Origin of the sequence: Brevibacillus sp. AG162 (assembly GCF_006715575.1) — a bacterium.
Taxonomy (GTDB): Bacteria; Bacillota; Bacilli; order Brevibacillales; family Brevibacillaceae; genus Brevibacillus; species Brevibacillus brevis.
Genome location: NZ_VFNO01000003.1, coordinates 477,577 through 501,455 on the forward strand (window position 1 = coordinate 477,577; position 23,879 = coordinate 501,455).

General features: G+C 48.0%; 27 protein-coding genes. 21 read left to right on the forward strand and 6 right to left on the reverse strand.

The features are described from left to right. Positions 1-13 precede the first annotated feature (13 nt). The 15 genes from FB479_RS12290 to FB479_RS12360 all read left to right on the forward strand — a co-directional run bounded on the left by FB479_RS12290 (position 14) and on the right by FB479_RS12360 (position 14,336). Positions 14-643, forward strand: a complete 630-nt coding sequence (locus FB479_RS12290; protein ID WP_142065313.1) for a VanW family protein — start codon at positions 14-16, stop codon at positions 641-643. A gap of 133 nt (positions 644-776) precedes the next feature. Continuing rightward, positions 777-1,322, forward strand: a complete 546-nt coding sequence (locus FB479_RS12295) for a hypothetical protein (RefSeq protein ID WP_106653117.1) — start codon at positions 777-779, stop codon at positions 1,320-1,322. A gap of 58 nt (positions 1,323-1,380) precedes the next feature. Beyond that, complete coding sequence (locus FB479_RS12300) at positions 1,381-2,007, forward strand: fumarylacetoacetate hydrolase family protein (protein ID WP_142065315.1); 627 nt, start codon at positions 1,381-1,383, stop codon at positions 2,005-2,007. Positions 2,008-2,342: 335 nt separating this feature from the next. Then, complete coding sequence (locus FB479_RS12305) at positions 2,343-3,248, forward strand: C40 family peptidase (protein ID WP_142065317.1); 906 nt, start codon at positions 2,343-2,345, stop codon at positions 3,246-3,248. Between the two features lie 207 nt (positions 3,249-3,455). After that, positions 3,456-4,061, forward strand: coding sequence for a TetR/AcrR family transcriptional regulator (locus FB479_RS12310; protein WP_142065319.1), 606 nt, complete (start codon positions 3,456-3,458; stop codon positions 4,059-4,061). A gap of 33 nt (positions 4,062-4,094) precedes the next feature. Further along, entirely contained in the window at positions 4,095-5,621 is a 1,527-nt protein-coding gene (locus FB479_RS12315) for an o-succinylbenzoate--CoA ligase (RefSeq protein WP_142065321.1), read from the forward strand. Between the two features lie 10 nt (positions 5,622-5,631). Beyond that, a complete protein-coding gene (locus tag FB479_RS12320) occupies positions 5,632-6,048 on the forward strand; it encodes a MaoC family dehydratase (RefSeq protein ID WP_142065324.1) in 417 nt (138 codons plus the stop codon). After that, the gene (locus FB479_RS12325; protein WP_106653123.1) at positions 6,045-7,091 is read left to right on the forward strand and encodes a 3-oxoacyl-ACP synthase; all 1,047 of its coding nucleotides are present in this window, start codon (positions 6,045-6,047) and stop codon (positions 7,089-7,091) included. The genes FB479_RS12320 and FB479_RS12325 overlap by 4 nt, the downstream gene beginning before the upstream one ends. Positions 7,092-7,158: 67 nt before the next feature. Then, on the forward strand, positions 7,159-8,328 hold the full coding sequence (locus FB479_RS12330) for a substrate-binding domain-containing protein (protein ID WP_370511685.1): 1,170 nt from the start codon (positions 7,159-7,161) through the stop codon (positions 8,326-8,328). A gap of 12 nt (positions 8,329-8,340) precedes the next feature. Next, entirely contained in the window at positions 8,341-9,111 is a 771-nt protein-coding gene (locus FB479_RS12335) for an ABC transporter ATP-binding protein (protein ID WP_142065328.1), read from the forward strand. Then, complete coding sequence (locus FB479_RS12340; protein WP_142065330.1) at positions 9,095-9,796, forward strand: ABC transporter ATP-binding protein; 702 nt, start codon at positions 9,095-9,097, stop codon at positions 9,794-9,796. Before FB479_RS12335 ends, FB479_RS12340 begins: the two co-directional genes overlap by 17 nt. A 27-nt stretch (positions 9,797-9,823) precedes the next feature. Then, positions 9,824-10,684, forward strand: a complete 861-nt coding sequence (locus FB479_RS12345; protein ID WP_106653127.1) for a branched-chain amino acid ABC transporter permease — start codon at positions 9,824-9,826, stop codon at positions 10,682-10,684. A 7-nt stretch (positions 10,685-10,691) separates the two neighbouring features. Further along, positions 10,692-11,699, forward strand: coding sequence for a branched-chain amino acid ABC transporter permease (locus FB479_RS12350; RefSeq protein WP_142065332.1), 1,008 nt, complete (start codon positions 10,692-10,694; stop codon positions 11,697-11,699). Between the two features lie 128 nt (positions 11,700-11,827). Further along, positions 11,828-13,411 carry an acetate--CoA ligase gene (locus FB479_RS12355; RefSeq protein ID WP_142065334.1) on the forward strand — a complete coding sequence of 528 codons (1,584 nt, stop codon included), beginning with the start codon at positions 11,828-11,830 and terminating at the stop codon, positions 13,409-13,411. Positions 13,412-13,520: 109 nt separating this feature from the next. Next, positions 13,521-14,336 (forward strand): transglycosylase domain-containing protein, encoded by an 816-nt coding sequence (locus FB479_RS12360; RefSeq protein ID WP_142065336.1) that lies wholly within the window; start codon positions 13,521-13,523, stop codon positions 14,334-14,336. A 337-nt stretch (positions 14,337-14,673) separates the two neighbouring features. Here FB479_RS12360 and xerS read toward each other — a convergent pair whose 3' ends face one another. Further along, complete coding sequence (gene xerS, locus FB479_RS12370; RefSeq protein WP_142065338.1) at positions 14,674-15,786, reverse strand: tyrosine recombinase XerS; 1,113 nt, start codon at positions 15,784-15,786, stop codon at positions 14,674-14,676. A gap of 146 nt (positions 15,787-15,932) precedes the next feature. On the opposite strand from xerS, the gene FB479_RS12375 reads away from it, so the two are divergent. The 5 genes from FB479_RS12375 (at position 15,933) to FB479_RS30485 (ending at position 19,446) form a co-directional block, all read left to right on the forward strand. Next, complete coding sequence (locus tag FB479_RS12375) at positions 15,933-16,310, forward strand: (2Fe-2S) ferredoxin domain-containing protein (protein ID WP_106653160.1); 378 nt, start codon at positions 15,933-15,935, stop codon at positions 16,308-16,310. A gap of 293 nt (positions 16,311-16,603) precedes the next feature. Continuing rightward, the gene (locus FB479_RS12380) at positions 16,604-17,797 is read left to right on the forward strand and encodes a glycine C-acetyltransferase (RefSeq protein ID WP_142065340.1); all 1,194 of its coding nucleotides are present in this window, start codon (positions 16,604-16,606) and stop codon (positions 17,795-17,797) included. Further along, entirely contained in the window at positions 17,794-18,756 is a 963-nt protein-coding gene (locus FB479_RS12385) for an L-threonine 3-dehydrogenase (RefSeq protein ID WP_106653132.1), read from the forward strand. The genes FB479_RS12380 and FB479_RS12385 overlap by 4 nt, the downstream gene beginning before the upstream one ends. 160 nt (positions 18,757-18,916) lie before the next feature. Next, on the forward strand, positions 18,917-19,252 hold the full coding sequence (locus tag FB479_RS12390) for a hypothetical protein (RefSeq protein ID WP_142065342.1): 336 nt from the start codon (positions 18,917-18,919) through the stop codon (positions 19,250-19,252). 35 nt (positions 19,253-19,287) lie between these two features. Then, the gene (locus FB479_RS30485) at positions 19,288-19,446 is read left to right on the forward strand and encodes a hypothetical protein (protein WP_185746354.1); all 159 of its coding nucleotides are present in this window, start codon (positions 19,288-19,290) and stop codon (positions 19,444-19,446) included. A 107-nt stretch (positions 19,447-19,553) separates the two neighbouring features. Here the strand turns inward: FB479_RS30485 and FB479_RS12395 are convergent, their stop codons facing one another. The 4 genes from FB479_RS12395 to FB479_RS12410 all read right to left on the reverse strand — a co-directional run bounded on the left by FB479_RS12395 (position 19,554) and on the right by FB479_RS12410 (position 21,743). Further along, positions 19,554-20,108: a spore coat protein gene (locus FB479_RS12395; RefSeq protein WP_106653134.1), complete on the reverse strand. Its 555-nt coding sequence runs from the start codon at positions 20,106-20,108 to the stop codon at positions 19,554-19,556. Positions 20,109-20,224: 116 nt separating this feature from the next. Beyond that, positions 20,225-20,452 (reverse strand): YozQ family protein, encoded by a 228-nt coding sequence (locus FB479_RS12400; RefSeq protein ID WP_106653135.1) that lies wholly within the window; start codon positions 20,450-20,452, stop codon positions 20,225-20,227. A gap of 54 nt (positions 20,453-20,506) precedes the next feature. Continuing rightward, positions 20,507-20,875: a hypothetical protein gene (locus tag FB479_RS12405; RefSeq protein WP_106653136.1), complete on the reverse strand. Its 369-nt coding sequence runs from the start codon at positions 20,873-20,875 to the stop codon at positions 20,507-20,509. A 292-nt stretch (positions 20,876-21,167) separates the two neighbouring features. Continuing rightward, on the reverse strand, positions 21,168-21,743 hold the full coding sequence (locus FB479_RS12410; protein WP_232030566.1) for an adaptor protein MecA: 576 nt from the start codon (positions 21,741-21,743) through the stop codon (positions 21,168-21,170). A gap of 214 nt (positions 21,744-21,957) precedes the next feature. Between FB479_RS12410 and FB479_RS30490 the strand changes: the two genes are divergently transcribed. After that, on the forward strand, positions 21,958-22,122 hold the full coding sequence (locus FB479_RS30490) for a hypothetical protein (protein ID WP_185746355.1): 165 nt from the start codon (positions 21,958-21,960) through the stop codon (positions 22,120-22,122). Between the two features lie 76 nt (positions 22,123-22,198). On the opposite strand, the gene FB479_RS12415 is transcribed toward FB479_RS30490, so the two are convergent. Beyond that, entirely contained in the window at positions 22,199-23,800 is a 1,602-nt protein-coding gene (locus FB479_RS12415; RefSeq protein ID WP_255438368.1) for a glycosyl hydrolase family 18 protein, read from the reverse strand. Positions 23,801-23,879 lie beyond the last annotated feature (79 nt).

Genomic DNA, 23,879 nt, shown 5'->3' on the forward strand with positions numbered 1-23,879 from the left:
AGAGGAAGCAGAAATGAAAAAAGTTCGGCATTGGCCGATCAGTATGGCAACAGTGGCTCTCGTGTTCTCGCTCGGTATGAACTACGCGCCTGAGCGTGCAATGGCATTACAAGTGGATCCGTTATCTCCTGCTATCGAGTTGCAGGAAAAGCTACAGGAAAAGTATGTGGACAAGATGGACCTCAAGGAAGAGGAGGTTCTCGGCTTTTTTTACTCATCGATGAAAGACAGCACAGATGCGCGTAAGCATAATATCAAGCAAGCATTGAGCAAGATTCATAATGAAAAAATCAAGCCGCAAGAGGTTTTCTCATTCAATGAGGTAGTGGGCAATTCGAACTTGCCAGAGGATGGTTGGCAAAAGGCCGGGGTTATTCAGAACGGCCAGCTCGTCGATGACTATGGAGGCGGGATTTGTCAGGTTTCCAGTACGCTTTACAATGCAGCTGCGGAAGCGGGCATGACCATGGTGGAGCGACATAACCACAGCAAATCTGTGGGATACGTGCCAGTGGGGCAAGATGCCACAGTAGCGTATGGCTATATGGATTTTAAATTTACCAACCTGAATGATTTCCCTGTGAAAATCAAAGCAAAATCATATGATGACGAACATGTTGTGATTGCGATTATACGTGCGTAGCTTAGAAGGAATAAAGGGGGCATCCTATGGATGAACCCTGTTTTTTTCGGTATTTCGTCAGGAAAAAAATGGATGGTCTTTTGGTTTTGAGTCATGCATTCCTGACCATACTGTTCTAGAGGGAGGTGCCGTGATGTTCGTTCAGGTGACAGGGGATTCACACAATCAAGAGGTTCTCGTCATGGGAGAACGGTTAGATCGCCAGCAGGATGGTTGTTATCTATTGCCTGGGAGACTTGTCCACGCATTGAAGCCAAATGATTTGCCGGTAGGAATCCCATTCAAGCTCTCGGGTGCGCTGCCCTCTGGCTACGGGTTTTATCGGGAGGACTCTGTTATTTTTCGGCGAACGAATGATACTCCCTCCCTGTGGATTGATGTCACTTCTACATATATGGTTGCTGAATGGGATGGTTTGTTCTCGGTACAGGCAACGGTTGAAGCCAGAAAGCATGTCGTGGAACAACAGCAGCAGTTTGCCTTTGTCCTCTCTGAAGCGACAGAGCAGCAAGTGATTTTTCATTACGAATTTTCCTGGAGCTCTGAGCAAGAGATGGATCTGGAGAGTGCGCTGGAATCCATATGTGATACCGTGATTGAAGTAGAAGCGCGAGGAAATGCCCGCCTTTGGCCTGGCTATGGAAACTGCATGGAAGAGGATGAACAAGACAAGCTGTAATACGCCGTGCAGCCATGATATAGTGAAAAAAGAGACAGCCACCAAAGGAGAGGACAAAATGGAGTCAGTCAAAAATATTTACTGTATCGGTCGCAACTATCGATTGCATGCCGCGGAGTTGGGGAACGATGTGCCAACCAAGCCAATGATTTTTGATAAGCCAACACATGCGCTTGCATTGGCAAATGGAGAGGCCATTGAGCTTCCGGCATCTCGTGGAGAGCTCCATTATGAGGCGGAGCTTGTGATTCACATCGCGAGACCGTATGAGGCTGGAGCTACACTTGATGAGATGATTGATAAAATAGCACTCGGGATCGACTTTACTTTACGGGATGTTCAGAGCGAGCTGAAAAAAGCTGGGCATCCATGGTTGTTGGCAAAAGGGTTTAAAAATTCAGCTATTTTGACGTCTTTTCATCCTTTCCCTGGTATTCATGAGCTGCACCAAACTGATTTCTCCTTGTTGAAAAATGGAGAGCAAGTACAACGCGGCAATTTGCGTGATGTGATATTTGATTTGGAAACGATGATTGCCTATATTTCCGAGCATCTCGGACTAGATCAAGGGGATATCATTTACACAGGTACGCCAGCGGGGGTTGGACCTGTTACGGATGGAGATGTCCTCACTCTCAAGTGGGGAGAAGAGACTTGGGGGCAGTTTACGGCTAAAATGAAATAAGTACGAATCAAGGACCATCTTCTGACAGAAACAAGCAGAAGATGGTTTTTGTTTGGGGCCAGGGCATGCATTCAACGAGTAACAATTATGCGGGAAGCCGTGTGAAATGCCGTTTTTTCGCGAAGAAAACTATCTTTGAAACCGTTTTGTAACCTTTATGGTTCCATGGAACTAAGAAGTAGCAACCGTCTACTTTGCACCCCGTTTTCTGACTAGTCCCATGCTACCAATTCCACTACTGGAAAATTTTACGGTCTTATCCTCCCGTTTCCTCCTGCGCTATTCTGTCCATGTACCCAAGACGGGTGCCACAACATGACAAGGAGGAAAAGAAAGTGACGAAACGAGATTGGGTAATGAAGTCAACAGTAGCAGTCATGCTGAGTACGTCCCTGTTAATGGGTGGTCAAGTTGGAGAAGTGGCCGCTAAGACACAAGATTCAAAACAGTCAGAGATTGCAAATGTTGCTATTTCTTTGATTGGGAAGGATTACCAGTACAAAGCAAAGGGACCGAAGCAATTCGGATCTGCGGAGCTGGCTACGTATGCGTACAAACAAGTAGGGATTTCCATTGGGAGCACAATCTCTAGCCTGTACAAGACTGGGAAGAAAGTATCCGAAAAAAGCGTGGAGCCAGGGGATTTGGTGTTCTTCGCCTCCAGCGGAAGCGGCAGCCCAACTTTTATGGGAATATACATAGGCGGTGACCAATTCGTCTATTCTTCGCAAGGGGAAGACGAGGTAGTTTTAAAAACATATTCGGAGTACAGTAACAAATTTGTAGGGGCTCGTCGTATTATTGAGGAAACAGACTCTTCCGAGACTTCTCCTAGCAAGCCAGAACCGCCAGTAAGCAATATTGCCGACCAAGTGATCAAAAATGGCGAAAAGTATTTGGGCACAAAGTACAAATACGGTTCCAGCAGCAGCACAACCAAAACGTTCGACTGCTCTTCCTTTACACAACGTGTGTTTAAAGAAGCGGGCATTACACTGCCGCGCGATTCCCGCCAGCAATCTACTGTAGGGAAAACCGTTTCTAAAAATGATCTGCAAAAAGGCGATCTGGTTTTCATGAAGGCATCTGTCAACAGCTCTTCTGACCGAATCACACACGTTGCGATTTACGTGGGTAACGGGAAAATTTTGCACACGTATGGCAGTCCGGGCGTGACTTACTCCAAGTATGATGGGACAAACTGGGAAAAGCGTGTGGTAAAAGCCAAGCGCGTTCTTTAATCAGACAAGCTCTATATGGTTTATTTAGCTCTCGTGCGTTCGCATGGGAGCTTTTTTGTATGTAGCTTCTGTATGAATAGAGACGCTTGTTTGTTCAAATCGTTTCGCGTCAATTATTGGCAATAATCTTCTCGCAGAAAAATAGAGAATAAAATATGTTGTAATATTTAGAATTATACATATAATAAAAACTGAGAGGTGATTCAGGTGTCAGAAAATAGTTTGCCTACCCCTGTTTTGACCAAAAAAGGACAGGAAACCCGCAAAAAAATACTGGATGCCGCAGAGCATGTGTTTGGCGAGCTGGGTTATTATGATGCATCTATCGTCTTGATCACGCAGTATGCACAGGTGTCCCAAGGAACGTTTTACAATTATTTCGAGTCGAAGAAAGCGATTTATGATGAATTGATCAGGCAGCTGAGTAGAGAGCTACGTTCGACGATCAAAGAAGCGATCATGGGAGCACCCACGCAAGAAGAGAATTTGCGACTGGGATTTCTGGCCTTTTTTCGTTGGATCAAGCATCATCGCAACATGTACAGCATTATTCAACAGGCTGCACTCGTCGATCAGGAGCTGTATCGCTGGTATTACGCCAAACTGGCAGCGGGGTACGTACGAAGTCTGAAGAACGCCATGAACGAAGGGGCGTTTCGAGAGATGGATCATGAGACGCTGGCTTACTGCCTCATGTCGATCGGACAATTCATCGGGATGCGTTGGGTGTACTGGGAAAATGAAGACGTTCCTGATGAGGTGTTAGAAACAGCCATGTCGATGATTATGAAAGGGATTGCTGTCAAGCCATAACCGATCCATTTTATAGGCAAAGGAGTAGAGTTCATGCACGGAATTGCTTATTGGATTGAAAAGCGAGCCCGAATCACTCCAACGCGGATCGCAGTGATTGCCAACGATCAATCACTTACTTATCAGCAAATGAATGAACAGCTCCAACGTCTTGCCAACTATTTACGACATGAGCTGCAGGTCAAAAAGGGGGACCGGGTCGGCATTTTGTCCCAAAACAGTTTGGAGTATGTGCTCTTGCTGTTTGCCATCGCCAAACTCGGTGCGATTGCCGTCCCCTTTAATATCCGCTTGACCCCTGCAGAATTAGACTATCAGTTTGAGGATAGTGGTATCCGCGTGTTATGTGCCCAGCCCGAGTTCGCTGCCACCATTGAGCTAATCAAAGGGAAGGCCAGTGTTGAGCATATGATATGGCTGGAACCGGGCGAACTCCCTTGGAGCCAGGATGGTCCGAATGAGTCATCCCAGCACAGTAGGAACGGAGCAGAAGACGGCAGTGGAGACGATCCATACATCATTTGCTATACATCAGGAACGACAGGAAAGCCTAAGGGAGCAGTGCTCACTCAAGAAAATATGTTCTGGAACTCCGTACACAATGTAGCCGCGCTTGATCTCACCTCAGAAGACTGCTCGATTGTCTTGTTGCCACTCTTTCATATCGGGGGAATCGGACTGTTTGCCTTCCCTACATGGCTTGCTGGCGGGCGCGTCGTTGTCGCCGGGAAGTTCGAACCTGATAAAGCGATTCAACTAATCGAAGCACACCAAGTCACCATTGTGATGGGTGTGCCCGCCATCCATGAAGCCATTCGTCAAAGTCCCTTGTTTGCTACCACATCATTCAATTCCGTCCGTTGGTTTTACAACGGCGGCGCTCCATGCCCCATGGAACTCATCCAGCATTTTCAGGAGCGGGGCCTCCCTTTTGGACAAGGATACGGCCTGACAGAAACATCCCCCACCGTGTTTATGATTGCGAAGGAAGATGCAAAAAGAAAAGCAGGCTCAATCGGCAAGCCCGTCATGTTTTGTGAAGTCCGCCTGATCTCGGATGACGGAAAAGATGTGGGTCAAGGCGAAATCGGAGAACTGCTCGTCAAAGGTCCCAATGTGATGAAGGAATACTGGAACAGACCAGAAGAAACAGCCAAGACCATCCGGGAAGGGTGGTTGTACACAGGGGATTTGGCTCGTTTTGATGAAGAAGGGTTCGCCTATATCGTAGGAAGGCGCAAAGACATGATTATCTCAGGCGGAGAGAACATTTATCCGCTGGAGCTGGAACAGGTCATCGGCGAGCTGGATGGCGTTCAGGAAGCCGCAGTCGTCGGTGTACCCGATGAAAAATGGGGAGAAGTCGCGAAGGCTTTTATCGTGCCCAAAGCAGGAGCAGTCCTCACGGAGGCATACATCAAAGCCCACTGTGAGCAAAGATTGGCGAAGTATAAAATCCCGAAGTCATTCGTATTTCTGACCGAGCTGCCACGCAATGCAACAGGCAAAATCGTCAAGCAAGCATTGACCAGATTGAAGACCGATTCCATTACACAATGAGGTGATTCGCATGGGCAGATTTGAAATTGGGGAGCAAGCATCATTTAGCAGAACCATTACCGAAACAGATATCGTCCTGTTTGCGGGAATGAGTGGGGATTACAATCCCGTGCACATCGACCAGCAGTACGCAAAAGACACGCGGTTCGGCCAACGTATCTCACATGGACTGTTGACGGCGAGCATGTTATCCAGATTGCTCGGGATGCAGCTGCCTGGCATCGGTTCCATTTACAAAGACCAGACCATTCAGTTTACGGCTCCGGTACTGATCGGAGACACGATCACTGCAACCGCCACCGTGCTGGAATATCAGGAAGAGCGGGGCATCATCCGCTTGCTTACGGAATGCACGAATCAGCATGGAAAAGTAGTTCTGACTGGAACAGCGACGATGCTCGTACCGAAGGAAGGAGCGAAAGTATGAATCATCTTGAAGCGAATACGATCCACGAACAGACCATCGGAGTGGAAGCGACGTCCGTTTTTTTTCCAGAGGGAATAGAAACAGCTGAACGATTGGCTGAAAAGACTGGAATCCCCACGCGAGTTATTATCGAAAAATTCGGTCTATATCAAAAGCATGTCGCAGATGACACCCTTCATGCATCAGACCTCGCTGTGCTCGCTGCCCAACAGCTGACCAGCTCAGTGATCGATCCATCTGAGATTGACGTCATTATTTACTTCGGCAGTCCGCACAAAGATTACTATGTATGGTCCAGCGCACCGAAGATTACATACGAACTAAAAGCGACAAACGCATACGGATTCGAGATGATGAATGTCAGCTCGTGCTTTCCAATCGCTTTGAAGGTCGCCAAAGATATGCTGACGGCAGATGCATCCATTGAAAACATCCTGCTGGTTGCTGGCTGTAAAGAATCACAAATCGTCGATTACGATAATCCTCGCTCGCGCTTCATGTTTAATTTTGCAGATGGGGGGACAGCAGCTCTCGTAAAGCGTGGTGCTACAAAGAGCAGAATTCTCCACAGCTGTGTCATTACCGATGGTTCTTTTCACGATGATATAAGGGTACCCGCAGGCGGCTCGAAGCACAAACCTAGTCATGAAACAGTGGAAAACAGACTCCACTTCATCGATGTACCGAATCCGAGCGACATGAAAGAACGACTGGATCCCATCTCGATACCGAACTTTGTCCATGTGGTAGAGCAGGCATTGGCAAAAAGCAATCGTTCCTTGGGGGATTTGAAACTGCTGCTTCCTTTGCACACAAAGCGTTCGATGTTCATGGAGCTGCTGGAACGTTTGCAGCTGAGCGAGGAGCAGGCCGTCTATCTCGATCATTACGGGCATTTGTCTGCACTCGATCCGTGTATTGGACTGCATGTCGCACAGCAAGAGGGACGTCTTGCCCCAGGGGATATTGTCGTAGCTGTCAGTGCTGGAACAGGGTATACGTGGGCCGCAACCGTACTGGAATGGTTAGCCGAATCGCAATGAACATTTTGACTTTCGAGGAGGGACTGGCGTGAAAAAAAGAGGATGGAAAATGTTGCTCCCGCTAGTGATGTCTGTCGTGCTTGCTGTTGGTTGCAGCCAAAATGAAAGCGCTTCATCTGGTGGGGGCAATACGATCAAGGTAGGCGTACTCGCTTCGCTCACGGGACCATTGGAGAGCTACGGCAAGCAGACGGCAAGAGGTTTTGAGCTCGGACTCGATTATGCAACAGAGGGCAAGCGAGAGATTGCTGGCAAAAAGATCGAGTTTGTCTTGGAGGATACGGAGACGAAACCAGATGTCGCCGTCCAAAAAGCGACGAAGCTCCTGGAGACAGACAAGGTAGATTTTCTCGTAGGCTCCTCGAGTTCAGGCGATACGCTAGCTGTCCTTCCCCTGGCAGAAGAGTACAAAAAAATCATGGTCGTAGAACCGGCTGTAGCAGATAGTATCACCGGGAAAAACTGGAACAAATACATTTTCCGCACGGGGCGAAATTCTTCGCAGGACGCAGTTGCTGGTGCTGCGGCGATTGCTTCGAAAGGAACGAAGATCGCGACGATGGCTCAAGACAGCGCCTACGGTCGAGAAGGGATTGAAGCCTTTAAGACCGCTGCTGAAAAATTAGGGGCTGTCATTATCGAAGAACAATACGTGGACACAAACACGACTGATTTTACAGCCAACATCCAAAAAATCATCAGCGCCAAACCCGAATACGTGTTCATCACGTGGGCAGGCTCGAACTCCCCGTGGAAACAGCTTCAAGATATGCAGGTCCAGCAAAAAGGCATCAAGGTGTCTACGGGAGCGCCTGATATCGCTGCATTGAAAACGATGGAGGCAATGATCGGGATGGAAGGCTTCTCGGTGTATTACCATTCGCTCCCGAAAACGAAAATGAACGACTGGCTCATCGATGAGCACAAAAAGCGTTTTAACGGCGAGATTCCAGATTTGTTTACGGCAGGCGGGATGACGGCAGCCGTAGCGATTGTGGAAGCACTGAAAAAGACGAACGCCGATACGGATTCGGAGAAGCTGATTGCTGCGATGGAAGGCATGACCTTTGATACGCCGAAGGGCCAGATGCAGTTCCGGGCGGAGGATCATCAGGCACTGCAAACGTTGTACGCGATCAAGCTGGAGAAAAAAGACGGAGTCGATCACCCTGTGCCTGTACTCGTCCGGGAGATGACGATGGAAGAAACAGCACCACCTGTCAGGAACCAGAAGTAGAGGAGGTGTGTGATGAGTTACTTGTTGGAAACGGTTGACCTCAGCGTAGCATTCGGGGAGCAAACAGTCATAAACAAGGTATCGCTAAGCATACCAAAGCAGCGATTTACTTCGATCATCGGACCGAATGGAGCCGGAAAGACGACGTTGTTTAACTTGTTAAGCGGGCAGCTTATTCCTTCGCAAGGAAAAATCAAATACAAGGGTCAGGACATTACACACTTGCCCCCAGCAGCACGAACGAGATTGGGGATTGGCCGATCGTTTCAATTGACGAACCTGTTTCCCAAGCTCACGGTGCGGGAAAATATTCGCTTGGCTGTTCAAGCGGCACAGGGCATTCGGTTTCGCTTATGGATTTCCCAGGCAGATCAGATGCGACAGGCAGAGGAAGTGGAGCGATTGCTGCATCTGGTTTTGCTGGAGAAAAAGGCAAATGTGCTGGCAAGCCTATTGGCGCACGGGGAGAAACGAAAGCTGGAGCTAGCCATGCTCCTCGGACTGCGTCCAGATGTTCTCTTGCTCGACGAACCGACGGCGGGGATTTCGTTGGAGGAAGTCCCAGCTGTATTGAAAGTGATCGAATCGATTAAGGAAAGCAATACCTGCACGATCATCCTAATCGAACACAAGATGGACATGGTCAAATCACTCTCCGATCACATGGTCGTTCTGTTTCATGGAGAGCTATTGGCTGAGGGGACACCGACTGACATGATGCGAAATGAACAGGTGCAGTCAGCCTATTTGGGAGGGTTGTATAAGCATGATGCTGCAACTTGATCACATCGAAACGTACCTCGACCAGTTTCACATCTTGCAGGGTGTCTCGCTGTCTGTGCGAGCAGGCAGTATTACCGTTTTGTTTGGTCGAAACGGAGCGGGCAAAACAACGACGCTACGTTCCATCATGGGGCTTGCCCCGATCCGTCATGGCCAAATTCGCTATCGAGGAGAAGAAATCGGACATCTGCCGACCTATTCCATCGCGCGTAAGGGAATTGGCTATGTACCGGAGAATCAAGGGATTTTTCATGATTTTACGGTAGAAGAGACGTTCCGGCTCGCCATGCAAAAAAATGACGACGAACAAAAAGAAAAGCTCGCTTGGATGCTGGATCTATTCCCTGACCTGCGTCACTACTGGAAAAAGAAAAGTGGGCACTTAAGCGGAGGTCAAAAGCAAATGCTGGCAATTGCACGAGCTTATGTGAACAGCAACGGACTTTTGTTAATTGACGAGCCGAGCAAGGGGCTGGCGCCCATCATGGTTGAAAAGCTCATGTTCCACATCGAATCGATGAAGCAGAAAACGACCGTGCTTTTAGTCGAGCAAAACTTTATGATGGCCAGCATGATCGGCGAGCAGTACTACTTGATGGATGAAGGGAAAATTGTCCGCGGTGGCGCGATGCAGGAGTTGAAGGATGATGCAGATACGCGACAAAAATATTTGGGCATTGCCTGAGGGTATAACAGGGAGGGGGAGGATGAAATGGATGTCGCGATTAATTTGCTTGTAAATGGACTGGCGACAGGCATACTCATTTTCTTGCTCGCTTCCGGGCTCACGCTGATCTTTGGCTTAATGAGTGTGTTGAACTTTGCCCACGGTGGATTGTTTGCTTGGGGAGCCTTTGCTGGTGTATGGCTTTTCGGATTGACGGATAGTTTTCTTCTGGCCATCGCCGGTGCTGTCGTCATCGGGATGCTGCTCGGTTTCGTGTTAGAGCGCGTACTGATCCGTCCCGTGTACGGTGATCACATTCAGCAACTGCTCGTGACATTGGGCGGGATGCTCGTGATCAGTGAATTGCTCAAGGTGTTTTGGAGCCCCAATCCCATTCGGGCCGTATTGCCAGATTATTTGCAAGGAAGCATCGAGTTTGGCGACATCATATTGATCACTTATCGCTTGTTTGTCATCGCAGTGGGAGTAGTTGTGTACGTCGGGTTGCATCTGTTGTTGACGAGAACGAGACTAGGCTTGATCGTCCGAGCGGGCGTCATCGATAAGGAAATGGTGCAGGCACTCGGCATCAATATTAAACAAGTGTTTACTTTCGTCTTTTTGCTGGGGGCAGGCATGGCTGCGCTAGGAGGAAGTCTGCTCGCACCGTATTCTGGGGTTATTTTTGCGGAAATGGGTATGCAGTATGCGATTCTGGCATTCATCGTCGTCATTGTCGGTGGGATGGGAAGTGTTCAAGGCTCTATTGTTGCGGCGCTTTTAGTAGGGGTGCTTGGCTCGTTTATGGCTTACTTCGTTCCAGAGCTTTCACTGGCAGTGAACATGCTACTGATGCTGGCAGTGCTGCTTATCAAACCATCCGGCCTGTTTGGAGCGAAGGGGTGATCATGCGTTGACTACATCCGGATTGTTGAACCATCGATTTATTCTGTTTGTGTTTTTGTCCTTGGCGGTTTTGCCGTTTCTTTCAGATTCGCGAAGCATGTACATCTTGTTCACCCAAATCTTTATCTTTGCGATTTTTGCCATGAGCTTTGATTTGTTGCTCGGCTATACGGGGATCGTCTCGTTCGGGCACTGTATGTTTTTCGGAATTGGGGCGTACTCCGTTTCGTTATTCCTGAAAAACTTTGATGCGACGATCGGTTATTTCTTGCTCGGGGTACTCGTTGCGATCGTTCTCTCCGGCATTCTCAGCTACGTGATTGGGATGCTGTCCTTGCGTTTGAAAAGCCATTTTTATGCGATGCTGACCTTGGCGATTTCCCAGCTGCTATTCGTATTGGCAGAAAAATGGCGCTCGCTGACGATGGGTGGGGATGGCTTCACCTTCCCTGTGCCGGAGCTGTTTCGTGATCGTTTGTCCTTTTACTATGTATGCCTGATCCTAATGGTCATGCTGTTCGTCATCTTGCTGGCATTTACTCGCTCTCCACTCGGCAAGGTACTCAAAGCCATCGGTCAAAATGAACAACGTGCGGAAGCGTTAGGCTATCAAATTCTTCATTATAAGGTAATCGTCAGCATCGTCGCTGGAGTGGTAGCTGCGATTAGTGGAGGCTTGTACGCGGTTATGCTGCGATTCGTAAACACCCAAGTGTTTTCAATTGAAACGACGCTGGATGCGCTCTTAATGAGCATGATCGGTGGACTGGGAACGCTATTTGGCTCCATTTTGGGGTCGGGGATCGTAGAGCTCGCGCATCACGGGCTGACTGAGTTGGCGAAGCTTCACCCGATATTCGAGAGATGGGTCATCTTCCTTGGCTTGCTCTATATTTTGGTCGTTCTCTGCTTTCCGAGCGGTATTGTCGGCAGCTTTCAAGAATGGAGGGAAAAAAGAAAACAGCGTTCCGTACAGGCTGCAACGATCACAGAGCAAGTAGAGGGATCGAAATGAAAGAGAGGAGGTCAACCCATGCAAAAGGTTGGCCTTTTTTTGTCCCATTTTTGTCGAAAGAAAAAGGTGAGAATTATAGTTATGTCGAATTATTATTCATCAATCTTTGAAAAGGTGGAGATGTACTTATGGAATTGAACTTTCCAGAAAATTATAACTTCGCTGCCCAAGTAGACGAATGGGCGAGAAAACATCCGGAGAGACGAGCGGTTTGGGAGCTAGATGAACAAGGTCAAGAACATATCCTTACGTACGAAGATTTGCGCCAATATTCAAACAAAATTGCGAATGGTCTAGAGTCCATTGGAATCGAGCATGGGGATCGGGTACTTGTCCTGGTTTCCCGAGGGACGTTGGCCTATGGTCTCTATTTGGCACTGCTAAAGCTGGGGGCAGTGATTTTGCCAGGGTCTGAGATGCTGCGTTATAAAGATATCGAGTACCGGATCAATCATGCAAAAGTCAAGGCTGTGATCAGCTTCGCGGGAGCAATGAGTGAGGTTGATCTGACGAGAGGCAACTGTTCTACGCTGCAACACTACATCACGACGGGCGAAGAGAAAGAAGGTTGGATTTCGCTTAATGGGTTGTTCGAGGGGCAGGACACAGAATTTGAGGTAGTAAATACGAAGTCGGATGAGCTGGCTTTCCTGTCTTATACGTCAGGAACGACTGGGGGACCAAAAGGGGTTATGCACGTTCATGGTTGGCCGTTTGCGCATTTGGCTGTGGCGGCTACGCAGTGGCTGGACGTTCGCGAAGGTGACGTGGTTTGGGCAACGGCTGGGCCAGGTTGGGCCAAGTGGATCTGGAGCCCGTTTGTCTCTACGTTGGGGCTGGGAGCGACCGCGTTTGTCTATAAAGGAAAGTTTTCCGCGGAGAATTATTTGACGATTCTGCAAAAATATCCGGTTTCTGTCTTGTGTGCGACGCCAACCGAATACAGAATCATGGCAAAAGTAACGGATCTGGATCAATACAAGCTGTCCGCCTTGCGCTCCGCATGTTCGGCTGGTGAGCCACTCAATCGGGAAGTGATCGACACATTCCGCCGCGTCTTCCAGTTGACCGTGCGAGATGGATACGGACAGACAGAGAACACGTTGCTGGTAGGTACCTTTGTCGGCATGGAGCCAAGGCCAGGTTCAATGGGCAAGCCCTCACCTGTTGTGAGGATCGCCATTATTGACGAAGAAGGAGCGGAGCTGCCAGTAGGCAAGGTAGGCGATATTGCTATTGATCGCCATATGGTAGCGCTGTTCAAAGGCTATCTGGATGATCCCGAGCGCACTGCCAGGGCGTTTCGCGGCGACTGGTACGTGACGGGTGATCAAGGCCGCATGGACGAAGATGGCTATATCTGGTTCGAGGGACGTTCGGACGACATTATCATCTCAGGCGGATATACGATTGGTCCGTTTGAGGTCGAGGATGCCTTGGTGAAGCACGCGGCAGTAGCGGAATGTGCGGCGGTTGCCAGTCCAGATCCAGAGCGTGGGCATGTGGTAAAAGCCTTTGTGATCTTGAAAAAAGGGAATGAGCCGTCCGAAGAGTTGATCGTCGAATTGCAAAATCATGTCAAGCAATTAACCGCGCCGTATAAATACCCGCGCAAAATCGAATTTGTACAGGAGCTGCCGAAGACGACCTCTGGTAAAATCAGACGGATCGAGCTGCGGCAGCTGGAGGTACAGCAAAATCAGCATTCGTAGGCAATCGTTTGTCTTACGAAATTGTAAGATTGCTGTAAGTGGATTCGATGGGACGAAATGCGCGCATCCCCTACAATGTGAGTAGAAGCAAGGCAAGGGGGAATGCAGCATGAACCACCTTCCAATCCCATTAGGAAGAAACACCGACTTGTATGAAGCGGCGAGCATGCCCAAGAGCATGAAGAAACTCGGTGTTCGTTGGAAAAAACGACTGCGTATCAGTTTTCTCGTGATCATGATGGCAGCCATCCTGGCGCCGATTGTGCTTGCGTGGACAGGGAATATATGGATAGATGAAAAAAAGCTGGCTGCTATACAGCAATCCAGCAGCTATGCAAAGCTGGACGAAATGCCTGATCATGTGTGGAAGGCGTTCGTTGCGATAGAGGATCATCGGTTTATGCAGCATCCAGGGGTTGACCCAATTGGATTGAGCCGAGCGATCTGGGTCGATATTAAGGAAGGTGCCTACGTGCAGGGCGGAAGTACAATCACCATGCAGTTGGCGCGGAACCTGTTTCTCACGAACGACAAAACGATGACCAGAAAAGTGAAAGAAATCGCGATCGCATTGCAATTGGAGCAGAGATACAGCAAAAAGGAACTGCTCGAAATGTACCTCAACGTCATTTATTTCGGGCACGGAAAATACGGGATTGGCGAGGCTGTTCCCTTTTACTTCGGAAAAAAAGCAACAGAACCAGGCGATCGAGCGGTAACACTAGGAGAAGCGGCAATGCTGGCTTCTTTACCGAAAGGACCAGAGCGTTACTCACCGGTAAAGAACTGGGAGCGGGCCAAACAACGGCAAGCGGTTGTGCTGGACCGGATGAATGAATTGGAAGTGATTGATCAAAGCGAGAGTACATTGGCAAAGAACGAGCAGATATACGTTGTTCCTACTGCCAAACGAGCAGCGAAATAATCGAATGTGATGGAATCCCCTGTCTAAATGGCAGGGGATATTTGCTATGGAACAGATCAAGCAGGCATTTGGCGCGGCCCGTTGCCTGATCGGGGAACAGCGGAGGTCATCAAGGCGTCCCGGATGGCGGCCTTATTCCGGACTTAGACGAACTTTCAGAAGAATTTGCGTCAGGTGTATCACCGGAAGACTTTATGAAAATCAATCTCGGAACACTTGCAAAGGTCAGCGGGGATGTAGAGTAAAGGGGAAAAATCATGATCGAAAAAAAGTGACCAGTCGGCAGTGGCACACGTGTGCTTGCAGATTTGGTCACTTGTTTTTGTTGTCGTATCGCTTAAGTAGTTCGATTCACCGCCTTGCTCAAAGCATCTTCTAGGACATGGGCATACTGCATGGTCGTTTCAATTTTGGAGTGCCCCAGTTGTGCTTGGAGCTGATGGGGGTCGGGGTTCAAGCGGAGAAACTGTGTAGCAAAGCTGTGACGAAGCTTATGGACAGACAAATCGGGGATGCCGAATGCTTTGGCGTACTTTTTGACCAGCTTTTGGACAGACCGCACTTCAATCCGATGCCCATTCGGATTGGTCGGAGAAACAGCGAGAAAAACAGCGTCTTCTTGCGGTTCGGGATTGTATTTGTCACGCAGCTGCAAGTATTTGGCTAAGTAATCCTTTCCCCAGTCACTGAAAAAAGGAGCGTCTTCTTTCTTTCCTTTGCGGATCAATTTCAACTGGTTTTTTTCCATAATAATGTCGGATAGATCGAGACTGACGATCTCTGACACACGGAAGCCGCCGGATAGAATCATCGCGATCAAGGCGGTATCCCGGTCACGGTTTTGCATGTGATACTGCTTCTTTTTTTCCGTATCACAATGGGCCAAATATCCGTTGTAGACAAAATCGACGAACTGGTAGATTTCGTCGTCAATCAGGATTTTTGCCCGAATGGCGTGGGCGCGTGCGAGGGGAGTCAGCTCCGTGATCTCCAGCTCGATTTTGGCGAGTACATTCCGCGTCAAATACGATTCCCCATTCTCATCCTCAGCGAGGGCAGACAAGTAATGAAAAAGTGATTTCAGGCTTGATATTTTTCTGCTGATGGTGCGGTCGCTGTACTCTTTCTTCGCGCTTTTGGTAGGGTTCGAGAGCAAAGCGGATCGCTCATATAGATGCGACTCCTGCAAGTATAATATGTAGCTTTCTACCGTTTCTTTCTTCAAGTCATTCAAATCGCTTAACGGAATGTCCTTCATATCCGCCGCGGTACTCAATCCTTCTGTCATCATCCAGCGAAAGAAAAAAGAGAAATCGCGAAGGTATCCAAGCAAGGTGGAGGGGGAATTCTTTTTAGATTTTTTATGCTCAATAAACTTTTCGACATACCAGGGGTAGGAGCCCACTATTTGCAAAAGCTGCAAGGCATCGCGCTGTTTGGTAACGGACATGCTTTCACCACCAAAATCTATTTGTAAATCGTATACGAACATATATTCTATCAAAAACCAAACGTTCTGGGAATTGCAAATTGAACAAGAAACCGTCATGATGGGGAGTGTGGATGGATGTTGGACAAGAACGGAGAGGATTTGTAGTGGCAACATGGGACTTATCTCAGACCAAACATCATGTACTGATCTGTAATGGTGGAAGCTGTATGCGCAAGGGTGGCGAAGAGGTTACGGTAGCGATACGCGAAGCGATTACCGACGCAGGTTTGGATGACTATGTACATACAACCCGCACGCGTTGCAACGGACGATGTGAGGACGCATGCGTGATGATCGTGTACCCCGAGGGAATCTGGTATGAAAACGTGACGCCAGAAGATGCCCAGATGTTGGTGGAAGAGCATTTTCAAAACGGCAGACCAGTAGAGGCCTTGATGACACATCGCTTCGAAACGAACGGTTTTGTGCGCACGATAGACACCAAGCCTGGTATCTTAAAATCACAAAAGGCAAAAAAATGAGGAAAAGGCCACGATCTGCTCACAAGTAGCAGGATAGTGGTTTTTTCATTTCTAGGAGTCTACCAATTACGACAAAAGGAAAAAGTAGGAAAGATGACAATAGCAAAAGGAAAATGATTGAAAGCGTTAACAATGTGTCTTTGTGATGTGGACGTTTTAAGTAAATGGTGGTAAAATGTCTGTAGATTAAGTTGATTTTATGCGAATTTTATCACAATGATATGTCCATACAGCGTGAACAATTGTTTTTGTGGAACTTACTAATCGATGGATGATTAATGGAGGGATTCTCGTTGGCGAGCAAAACACTTGAACATTTTTTACATGAAAATCTGGCAGATTTGAAGAGCAAGGGACTGTACAACGTCATTGACCCATTGCAAAGCGCGAACGGTCCGGTCATTACGATTGCAGGGAAAGAATTAATCAACCTCTCCTCCAATAACTATCTGGGCTTGGCTACTGATCAACGCCTTGTGGACGCTGCGATTGCAGCAGCGAGCAAATACGGCGTAGGGGCAGGGGCTGTACGTACAATTAATGGTACCTTGGACTTGCATGTGAAGCTGGAAGAAAAGCTCGCTGCCTTCAAGCACACGGAAGCCGCTATTGCTTACCAATCTGGTTTTAACTGCAACATGGCTGCGATCTCTGCTGTCATGGACAAGGACGATGCGATTCTTTCTGACGAGTTAAACCACGCTTCCATTATTGATGGATGCCGCCTGTCTCGTGCACAAATTATCCGTGTGAATCACTCCGATATCGATGATTTGCGTGCGAAAGCGAAGGAAGCGAAAGAATCCGGCAAATATAAAAAGCTGATGGTCATTACTGACGGCGTATTTTCGATGGATGGCGATGTTGCCAAGCTGCCGGAAATCGTAGAGGTAGCCGAACAATTTGACTTGATTACGTATGTAGACGATGCCCACGGCTCTGGTGTTCTCGGTAAAGGGGCAGGAACGGTTAAGCATTTTGGGCTGTCTGATAAGATCGACTTCCAAATCGGCACACTTTCCAAAGCAATTGGGGTAGTCGGCGGTTATGTAGCGGGACGCCAAGAGCTGATCGACTGGCTCAAAGTACGCAGCAGACCGTTCCTGTTCTCAACTTCGCTGACCCCTGCGGATGTGGCTGCTTCCATTGCTGCTATCGATATTTTGATGAACAGCACCGAGCTGCACGACAAGTTGTGGGATAACGGACACTACCTCAAAAAAGGCTTGAAAGAACTCGGCTTCAATATTGGGGAGAGCGAAACGCCTATCACTCCTTGCATTATCGGAGACGAACAGCAGACCCAAGAGTTCAGCAAGCGACTGTATGAAGAGGGCGTGTACGCGAAAGCGATCGTGTTCCCTACTGTACCAAAAGGAACCGGCCGTGTACGGAATATGCCAACAGCCGCACATAGCAAGGAAATGTTGGATCGTGCCCTTAGCATCTACGAAAAAGTTGGGAAAGAAATGGGGATCCTGAAATGAAAAAAATTCTGGTAACCGGGGCGTTAGGACAAATTGGTTCCGAGCTCATCATGAAATTACGCGATATTTACGGAGCGGATCAAGTCATCGCCACAGATATCCGGAAAAACGAAGACGATCCTGTCGTGCAATCGGGTCCATTCGAAGTTCTTGATGTCACCGACGGGAACCGGATGTTTGAGCTGGCGAAGAAACATGGCGTGGATACGATCATGCATTTGGCTGCCTTGTTGTCTGCAACAGCAGAAGCGAAGCCTCTCTTGGCATGGAACCTGAACATGGGCGGGCTGGTAAACGCTCTGGAAGCAGCACGTGAGTTGAACTGCCAGTTCTTTACGCCGAGCTCGATTGGTGCATTTGGTCCGACTACACCGAAGGACAACACGCCGCAGGACACAATTCAACGCCCTACGACCATGTATGGTGTAAATAAGGTATCCGGTGAGTTGCTCTGCGATTACTATTATCAAAAATTTGGGGTAGATACGCGCGGTGTGCGCTTCCCAGGTCTGATCTCGTATGTAGCACCTCCGGGTGGTGGTACGACGGACTATGCAGTAGACATTTACTACAAGGCGATCCAGCATGGATCGTATACGTCCTACATCGGCAAAGGTACGTACATGGATATGATGTATATGCCTGATGCGCTGAATGCCATTGTTTCCCTGATGGAAGCAGATGCCTCCAAGCTCATTCACCGCAATGCATTCAACGTGACTGCGATGAGCATTGAGCCAGAAGATGTAGCAGCAGCGATCCGTAAGCACATTCCTGAGTTTACGCTCTCTTATGAGGTTGACCCTGTGCGTCAGGCGATTGCTGACAGCTGGCCGAACTCCATTGATGCGACGGCTGCCATGCAAGAGTGGGGCTTCAAAGCAGAGTACGACTTGGACAAAATGACTGAGGACATGCTCGCAAAACTGCGGGGAAAGTTGCTCCAGCAAGTCGGATAAACGAATAGGGAAAAGAAAAACTGCCACTTCTACTTGTGCGTGATGCGAGAGAGGTGGCAGTTTTTTGTCCAATTACATGCTAAACAAGACTTTTGAATGCCTTTCCTGTTGTACGGGCACATTAACAAAGCATGCTTGAAGGAAAGGATGAACGAGAGCGATGAGCAAAAAGGATTACATCCTTACGATTATTGGAAAATTCGAGAAACACAACGATATGATGCCAGAACGGTTGCAGGCTGTGTTAAAAGAGGTGAAGCAGGATATTGAAAGTGTCCCGGCAGAAACCTTCTATTTGCAAACGAATGGGGTAGTGACACAATCTGCAACAAGTGGTGTTTCTGAGCGTAACGACCCTCTCTTTCGATTATCAGAAGTGTATTTCGATCTGAAAAAGCTGGCTGAGGCAAACCGAGATTCCCATCCAGATTTGATTTCAGCCATTACCCAGTATGAGGGCTTGCTGAATGAATCTGAGGGGTATTCTCCAGAGTAGCGAGCAAAAGCAAACGAAAAGAGAGGGGAAGAACCATGGACTTGCCAAAAAAATTGCAGGGCAACCAATCGAGGCAAGACGAAGAAGGACAAGACATCAAAAATTTACTAGCTACTAAAGACAGTGGTAATGAGGAACAACCAATAGAAAGCTGGGGCTGGTCAACTAATACCGAGACTGTTCGAGATCGCTGACACATTGTAACAAACAAAACCTTCCAGAAGCGGGAAGGTTTTTCTTATTCCACGATGCCATGCCTAGCATAAAATGAAAACCGTCCAAACAAGGACGGTTTTTTGGCTTACATGAACATTTGTTGTTGAGGCTGGTAGGCGTTAATCATCGTGTTCATCGTGTGATCGGCAAGCTGCGGAGCTTGGTAGTAGCCCTTGGCATTCATGTATTGCCAGGTTTCATAAGCCATTTGCTGGCAAGCATTTGCGCCATTTACATGATATTGACGGATACCTGGATCTACGCACTCAGCCGCCCAGAGCATGCCGATTGCCGAACCCGCTTTATGCCAGTTCAGCATCAGGGTAGCAATCGTCATATCTGACAAGCGGGTAGGATGTGGGTTGGGAGCAGCCATCTGCGGGTTATTAAGACCAACTGCCGTAGGTTGTGCTACACGCAATTGAATAGGAGCTGGTGCGATGTTGATGCCTTTTCCCTGCAAGAGGCTAATTCCTTGCTGGTATGCGTTCATGATCATTTGTTGATGTCTGTTAATGATACCTGTTAATTGAGGGTCTTGTGCCATCTCGGCAAGTACTCCGTGCATTTCAATCGCGGCGTGCTTGGAGCGGAGTGCTTCTTGTGTTTCCAAAAACTCATGAGCGGCAAATCGTTGCATAATGGCCTCCTGTAATCGAATTGGGTTACTGTCAACCTTTGATAGTGTTTGTATAGAATCGATGGATATTCAGGGGAAAAATGGAGAAATGATTAGCATGGGATATCAACTTGGCTTCAAAACATGTTTTCGTAGCCGGTTCGAGGTATCTCGATATTTTTCTGTCCAGCATTTTCATCGATTTTTCCGTCGTTTGTACCTTCCATGTAATTGTCGCTGACTTGCTCGTGTGTAATGGCGAGCCCTTGCTCCGTCAACGATTCACTTTTATAAAAGGATGGGTCGTACATTTTGTCGGCGACCTCCTCGGCTGCCTGAAGCAAATCTTCATCGTTGTTTTTCATCGTGTTCCCTCCTGAAGTTGCAAGATTATCCAACAGACATTTTGCAAAGTGGTGCTAACTCACGTATTCAGCTGAGTACGAATTGAAGCCTGCATGTACCGAGAGTAACGTATTTGCATAGCCGACCAAACGATTGATGGTCTCATCTACCACTGCGTAGACCAGCGGATGCAGAGCAGGGTCATACAGTTTGGGGTCATCGAAAATCACGGTGGTGTTGATGAACACATCCCGATTTCCAATCAAGTCGTAATGAATGATTACTTTCCCGCAAGCCCCTTCTGTCTGCGGATCTTGGTATCCCGGCAAAAACAGATACCATTCCTCGGCTGTTGCAGAACGGAAATTTTTCGTAAATGTGAGACCTTGGATAGCTTCCTCTGTTTTTCTTTTTAATTCAGGGCTCATCAAAATATCCGGCAAGAACCTTTCCTCCTTTTACTCCCTTTCAGTATGAATAAAGGAGGGCAATCCCATGCAGAACACCAAGATATTCATGCTGAGCTTTTACGTATAGAATCCATGGCGAATATCAGAAACGTTTTTTCGAGGAGACAAATGCATTTTTTGTGAACCCGCAGGAAAAGGGAGACGCTGACGGAATCGTACTGCATTCATTTCAAAGCGCCGACGTATACAATGGCAGTATGTAGCCAAAAAAGCCAACTGTGAGGGTTGGCCTTTTTGCAGTTTATGACAAGAAGTTGCTGTATATTTAACAAGGAAACAAGCGTGCTATCTCAAGAAAAGCTTCTTTTTCAAACAGGACTTTTCCGTACTCATTCACGACCGCAGATGTCGTATCAACCTGTCTTGTCGCATATTCAGCAACAATAGAGGCTGCGAGCTGATGATCATCCTCGGTGGAAAAATCGGATTTCGGAAGATGGAGCACATAGGAAGCGTTGTATACATACAGCTTTCCACTTTTACGCAAACGCTCGGGCATTTTCGCTGCACATAGCGTCAAATCTTCAAAGTCAGGGAAGACAAAAAATGATGCCTCCTGCTCCAGAATTACAGTCTGTTTCCCATCTGTTTTTTCTTCTTGGCTTTCTAGTAAGGTAATAGTGATATACATCCCTTGAGAAGGAATGAAAGCTACCTCCGTACGTGACGGCATATCCATTGCCGGAAAATCTTGCGTAGATTCCGCAAACAAAAGCGCTTCGTCGATCAAATGGTTAAGGAGCGAAAGAGCGGCTTCGTGATTATTTTGATCGTAACCGCGCTCTGCCAGTTCACTCTCCGGCACAAAGATTGAAATGATGCGGTTATCTGAAATTTCCATCTTCACAGCTGATTCCTCCTTCATTCATCGAAGTATATAAAATGAAATTCAGATATTGTCTTGGGCAGTAAATTGGGGGGTAGCATTTCAATATACCTAACTTTTCATGTTGCAACAATAGGAGATTATTGGGTAGAACGTATCGTCCCATTATCGTCTAATAATCGCTAAACGAGACAAACTACTGGTAACATGCATCCTGGAGGGATCACAATTGACTAAACAAAACAATCAGGAAGTGGAAAATAAAGAATTGAAAGTACTGGGGACGCACGCAGCAGGAAGCACGGATTTATTTGAGACCCGAAAAGCGTCGAAGGACGAAGTCGTAGAGGCACCTAACCATCCTGGTGGAGCAGGCTCATCTGGGACGTATTGAGTATTGCCTAGCCTAACAAAAAGAAGCACCTCTGCGACGGCTGTAGCCGGACGGAGGGTGCTTGTTTTCATCATTCTTACAGTTTTTCACGTGCATGCTTAAGGGTAATCGAATTGGCAATGGCTGTCCACATATCAGTTGATTCAGAACCTACGTACCAGTACGCCAGTCCACCAATATTCCATTGCAGGCTGGCCTGAACCTTGAGTCCCATGGAGCGACTTTCTTCCAGCCAGATAGTATGTGAGACGCCTTGTTTTTGATACGTCGAGCGGTATTGCCCAATTTTATCGTCCCAGACCGTCTTGGCTCTATATTGAGAGAGCAGTTGGTAGGACTGAGGGATGCTGAGGTCCGTTGATTTCAGCGCTCCCTTTGATTGGTGCCAATCTCGTGTGTACAGAGGCATGCCCACAATCAGCTTTTGGGTTGGAACGTCGTCGAGCAAGTTGGTGATGACTTTTTTCAACCATGGCAAGGATGACACGGAGCCTGCTTTTGGCCCGCCTGCCCAATGCTCATCATAGGCCATTACTACTAAATAATCCGCATGTTTTGCTAATTTGGCAAAGTCAAATGGAGCGCTCCATTCTGCTAGACCATCGGGCGGAATATCTACAGACAGCACCGCTCCTTTTGCGTGAAGGGCAGTCGCGAGCTCCTGAATGAACAAGGTGAAGTTGTTACGATCTGCAGGGGAGAACCCTTCAAAATCGACATTGATTCCATCCAGCTGGTACTTGTCAATGAAGGAAGCCAGCTTTTGAACCGCCGCTTTTCGTTTTTTGGCATCAGACAGCATGGCGTGGGTGGCAGCGGTATCGAATTTATTCCCGAACAGCGGCCACACCTGCTTGCCATTTGCATGTGCCCAATGGACGAGTGAAGCATCCGTAAAGTCGCTAATCGTTCCGTCTTTTTGCAGGAAATACCAGCGAGGTGACAGTGTGTTGACTCCGCTTTTCTTGACATGTGCAATGAACTCCTCTGTCGTGGACTGGTATTGCCATCCGAGAGAGACAAGCGGCTTTGCTGTAACGTTTTGCTTCTTTAGATTCTCCAGAATTCGATGCAGAACAACGGCCGTTTCTTCGCGAGACAGCGCTTGTGTTGGACGGAAGTAGCCGTTATAGCCAACCAACCACTTTTTCTGCATGGCGTGGCTGACTGAGGCGCGCGCCCAGCTCGAAATCGCATTGGCATCCTTCACGGAAAGCTGGTAAGAAGGCGAAATGCTCTGTTCCAGTGCGCGCACGAGAAACGCAGCGGCCTCTTCGCGAGAAATCGTCCGCTTCGGAGCAAAAGTAGTAGGACCGATGCCATTTGCGATGTTAAGACCAGCTGCAGCTTGGACGTACCCGTATGCCCAAGAGTTTTTCGGGACATCCGAATAGGCTGCGACGTTGCTGACCACCGGTTTAATACCGAGCGTTCGTGTGAGCATCGCGACAAACTCAGCACGCGTAACCGGGCGAGTCGGGTGAAAATACCCGTTTTCATCCCCAGCGATGACACCTGCTGCATGTAGCGAGCGGATTTGCTCTATCGCATAGCTGTTTGCGATATCTTTTAAATTTTTCGTCGATGCTGTGGATGCAGGAACTCCCATTGCAAAAGAGAGACCGTACACCAGAAAAGCCAAGGAAACGAACCAGATATGTATGTTTTGTTTTTTCATCATACATCCAGTATAAGGAGAGAGAACCAATCTTTCATTGGTCAGATTTTGGTAGAAACCTTGCAGTGTGCCCGAACTC